Below are 4048 nucleotides of genomic sequence, written 5' to 3'. Positions count from 1 at the left end.
CTGATTCAGTCATATGGTCGGTGACGATGACGGTGAGGTTCCACCTGTTCCCATTCCGAACACAGAAGTTAAGCTCACTCGTGCCCAAGATAGTTCGCTGGAAACGGCGCGTGAAAATAGGTAGTCGCCGACTTTTATATGGCCCGTTGGTCAAGCGGTTAAGACAGAGGCCTCTCACGCCTTTAACATCGGTTCGATTCCGGTACGGGTCACCATATGCACCTCTAGCTCAGTTGGTAGAGCAACTGACTCTTAATCAGTGGGCCCAGGGTTCGAGTCCCTGGAGGTGCACTTACAAAAGAGCGTTGAATCGTAAGATTTAACGCTCTTTTTCGTTATGTAACCCCGAAAAATCGGGGTCTGCACGGTCAATGCACGGTTTTTGCACGGTCGGCTTTTTCGTGGGAATCCTCTGCATAGGCTGGAATTGCTTTGAAATGCGTGGTAAATTTTGCATCAGGTCAGCAGTGCCAGACGGAGCTGCGCCTTTACCTCTGGGTCGGCGTTCTTCAGAAGTTCCAGCAGAGCAGTCATAGAGATGGTTGGTTCGCCTGCGGCGGGTACAGCCTGTGGGCTGGGGGTGTCGGGCTTGGCATAGAAGCCGCTTTCAAACTTCTTGCCCAGCTCCACACGGGAGGACTGCTGGATATGGGCGTAGGTGTTCACCAGCATATCTGCCGTTGCGTGTCCAGTAGTTCCCTGCACCGCCTTCACATCGCCGCCGGAGATCATCAGCTGATAGGTCGCACTGGAATGACGCAGACCGTGGAATACGATACGTGGGAACTCCGGGTGTGCGTCCTGCCATTTCAGGAACTTCTTGCGGATGAGCACAGGCTCCACCGCCAGGCCGTTGGGCAGACGGAACAGCATTCCGCTATCATGGTAGCGTGCCGGGTCTTTCATCTCGTCTGCCGCCAACTGATTCAGCCACTTCTTCAATTCCTCTTTCAGTGCAGAGGTCATGAAGATGGTACGGCAGGAGGATGCGGTTTTGGTGCTTTTCAGGATGAGGGAAGTGGTGCTGCGCTCCAGCTTGTCCGGGAATATCTTGATGATGCAGCCATCGTCCACTTGATTTAGGGCTTCTTTCCGCACCCGCTGCATGGACTTGTTGATACGGAAGGTTCCGATGCCATCTGCTGCGTCAAAATCGAGATCTTCCGGGGTCAGACCTACGATCTCGCCCTCTCGCAGTGCGCCCACCAGTGTGAGGTGGACTGCCAGATGCAGGATGGGGTCCTCCATGCTGTCCAGAGCCGCCCTCATTTCCTCTACCGTCCAGATGGTGCGCTCCTGCGTAGACTTCTTGGGGCTGTCCACGGGAACAGGGCTTTTGACAAGGATGCCCCACTCTACGGCATACTGGAACGCTGTTCCCAGCAGCCGGTGCACCTCATGGATCGTTGTGCCGGAAAGGAAACGCTGCTTCTGCTTTTCGGTCAGTTCCTGCTTCTTGCCCTCGATATACGAACCGCAGGGCGTTTTGCTCAGGGTCGTGTAGAGGTTCTCCATGTGGTAGGGCTTGAGCTTCTGCATCTCCATGCTGCCGATATAGGGGATAATCAGGTTCTGGATGGTAGATAGATTGGATTCGTAGGTCTTGGGTGCCCACTTGTGTTTGCTGCATTGCTTGGGCAGCCAGTCCATGAGGAACTCTGCCACCGTCACCGAGGACGGAATCAGGAATGTGCCAGCGGCCAGTTCATGTTCGATCTGCTTCTTTCGGTTCGTTGCCTCCTCTTTGGTGGGAAAGCTCTCCCATTTGTCGCAGCTCTTGCCGTGCTCGTCCTGATAGGTGTAGCGGACACTGTAAGAACTGCCGCGTTTCGTGATATATGCCATAGATTTGCCTCCTTATCAAGCTGCCCGGTGGAGCCACGCATCGAAGCTGTCTTTCGGGATGCGGATGCTTCCGCCTGCCCGCAGGACACGGAACTCGGTGGTGCTGTTGCACAGGTTATAGGCAGAGCGCAGGCTGATGGCCAGCATTCGTGCGATCTCTTCCACCGTGTACACCAGCTTCGTGGTTGCTGGGCTGTCAGTCGGAGACTTGACGGCATTGGTTTGAGTGACCACCTCCATTGTAGCCGGATCAGAGTCCGACTGCAAGAACTTTTTCGTATAATCTAAAGATTTCACATTCTCGTACATTTTATTACACATAAGCATTGCTCCTTACTTATCGTGGCGCATCGCAGGCTCCTGCGTGCGGTTCTCATAAAAACGAATGACCTCCGGCGGAATGCTGTCCAGCGTTTTCAGGGCAGCTTCATAGTCCTGCCGCAGCTTGGCATCCTCCAGACGCTTCAAGACGCTCCCTTCCTTCGCTTTGTCCAGCGAGGCAGAGAGCGTCTTGTTTTTCTTTTTCAGTTGTCTGTTTTCGATAGCCGTCTCCGTAAAAGCGACCTGATAGCGGTTCAGCTCGGTGCGCATTTTGGACACTGCCGGGATATAGCTGTCCAGCACCTTGCTGATCTCCGCCGCACGGCTCTTGCCGTTGAAGGGGGTGATGCCCACCAGCAGAGCATCCAGCTGCTCCTTCTGCTTGGTCAGTTGGGTCATCTCCTTGAAGATGCGGGGCGGGATGTGCTCCAGTCCGGTCTGGCTGGCACTTTCGCCACGCTCCAGCTCCGGGTACTGCTTGACCATGTGCTGCCAGAACTCGTCCTGCCACTTCACAAGATTCTTGCGGTTGCCGACGATTTCCTTGGCGCTCAACCGTCCATCAGCAGTCAGCGGCACAAAGCAGAGGTGCAGGTGGGGCGTTTTCTCGTCCATGTGGACAACAGCCGAGATGAAGGTTTTGGAATCCTGCTTGCTTCTCAGGAACTCCAAGGCGTACTCGAAATACGCCTTGATCTCGCTGCGCGACTTGCCCTTGAAAAACTCCGGGCTGGCGGTGACAAGAGCCTCCACCACCCGCACGCTGTCCTTGCGGACACGGCAGTGGGCGGCGGCTATCATGCGGTCGGCTTCTTCCCGGTACCTGCCCTGCGGCTGCACCAGATGGAGGTTGTAGCGGCTCCGGCTCGTGTCGATATCCGGGTTGCTGGCGTACTGCTCTTTGGTGCGCTCGTTGTGGGCTTCAATGGGGCTGATGGCTGGCCCCTTGTACTTTTTGAATCTTAAAATGCCGTATTGGGCTTTCATAGATCACGCTCCTTCTTGAGGTGTACAAAAAATCTGTACGGACTTCAAATAACCCGTACGGTCTGTACGGCGTACAGAAATGCGAAATATAAACGATAACACGTTTTAATTTGTTTCAATTCGCTGTACAGGTGCGTACAAGTACAGACCGTACAGGTTGTACGAACTTCTTCCGTGAAAAAAATGGCACTTTTTACGGACAGGGGTGAACAAGCGGCTCAATGCCTACAAAACCCCGCACCCTGCGGCCACCGGGCAGGTAGATGTTGTTGGTGGCTTCAAGGTTATAGCGGCGGTCATTCTGGCGCAGTTCGGCGCTGAAACGGATCGCCGATACGCTGTGGCAGGCGTTGTCCTCGCACCACTGCTTGTAAATGTCGTAGAACTCCTTGGAGCTGATGGAGTAGTCCGCCTTGAAACGGAAGTAGCCCTCGGACTCCATAAAGTCGATGACGTTGTTGCTGCTGCGCTTGATGGTGTCCACGTTGGCGGCGGCTCGTTCGCTGACCGTGAAACGGAAATCGTTCTGCACCAGCCGATGCAGCCCTTCCAGACACCAGAGCAGGATGCTTTCCAACTCGGCGCACATCTTCTCCACAAGGAAAGGGTCGTCCGTGCGGTTGGCAGGCTTGTCCTTGGTGGTTAGGATAAGCTGGCGGCGAAAGAAACCGTCCGAATGGTCGTACAGCGAAGTCAGCGCACCGTTGCCGAAGCAGAGGAACCGGGCGTAGATGTCCCGCTGGTAGCTCTGGACACCCTTGCGCTCCAAGTCCAGCTTGGCTTCGGCGGTCACGATGGTCTTGATATAGTTGGTCTTAGGCAGGGCGTTCATGTCCATGTCATCGTCGATCATCAGCAGGCGGCGTTCCAGATCGGCACGGGCAAAACGGTTGTT

4 protein-coding genes, 2 tRNA genes and 1 rRNA gene are annotated in these 4048 nt (G+C 55.0%); 3 read left to right on the top strand and 4 right to left on the bottom strand.

The annotated features are described in order from the left end of the window. Positions 1–16 precede the first annotated feature (16 nt). From rrf to C4N23_RS13515, 3 genes are all read left to right on the top strand, one after another. Positions 17–133: ribosomal RNA gene (gene rrf / locus C4N23_RS13525) — 5S ribosomal RNA — on the top strand. A 7-nt stretch (positions 134–140) separates the two neighbouring features. Then, positions 141–215, top strand: a tRNA-Glu gene (locus tag C4N23_RS13520). Between the two features lie 3 nt (positions 216–218). Further along, positions 219–291: transfer RNA gene (locus C4N23_RS13515), tRNA-Lys, on the top strand. A 165-nt stretch (positions 292–456) separates the two neighbouring features. On the opposite strand, the gene C4N23_RS13505 is transcribed toward C4N23_RS13515, so the two are convergent. The 4 genes from C4N23_RS13505 to C4N23_RS13490 all read right to left on the bottom strand — a co-directional run. Beyond that, on the bottom strand, positions 457–1845 hold the full coding sequence (locus tag C4N23_RS13505; protein WP_112146650.1) for a site-specific integrase: 1389 nt from the start codon (positions 1843–1845) through the stop codon (positions 457–459). Between the two features lie 15 nt (positions 1846–1860). Then, positions 1861–2154, bottom strand: coding sequence for a helix-turn-helix domain-containing protein (locus C4N23_RS13500; protein WP_112146647.1), 294 nt, complete (start codon positions 2152–2154; stop codon positions 1861–1863). A 24-nt stretch (positions 2155–2178) separates the two neighbouring features. Next, on the bottom strand, positions 2179–3153 hold the full coding sequence (gene mobV / locus C4N23_RS13495; RefSeq protein WP_112146644.1) for a MobV family relaxase: 975 nt from the start codon (positions 3151–3153) through the stop codon (positions 2179–2181). Positions 3154–3346: 193 nt separating this feature from the next. Then, positions 3347–4048 (bottom strand): DUF5906 domain-containing protein (locus C4N23_RS13490; RefSeq protein WP_242983807.1); only part of this gene is annotated, 702 nt, incomplete at its 5' end.

Origin of the sequence: Faecalibacterium hattorii (genome assembly GCF_003287455.1) — a bacterium.
Taxonomy (GTDB): domain Bacteria; phylum Bacillota; class Clostridia; order Oscillospirales; family Ruminococcaceae; genus Faecalibacterium; species Faecalibacterium hattorii.
This window is presented reverse-complemented; position numbering and strand designations above follow the sequence as displayed.

Bases quoted from the DNA above. Each gene is read 5' to 3' on its own strand.
- C4N23_RS13505 (WP_112146650.1), bottom strand. From the start codon at position 1,845: ATGGCATATATCACGAAACGCGGCAGTTCTTACAGTGTCCGCTACACC.
- C4N23_RS13500 (WP_112146647.1), bottom strand. From the start codon at position 2,154: ATGTACGAGAATGTGAAATCTTTAGATTATACGAAAAAGTTCTTGCAG.
- mobV (WP_112146644.1), bottom strand. From the start codon at position 3,153: ATGAAAGCCCAATACGGCATTTTAAGATTCAAAAAGTACAAGGGGCCA.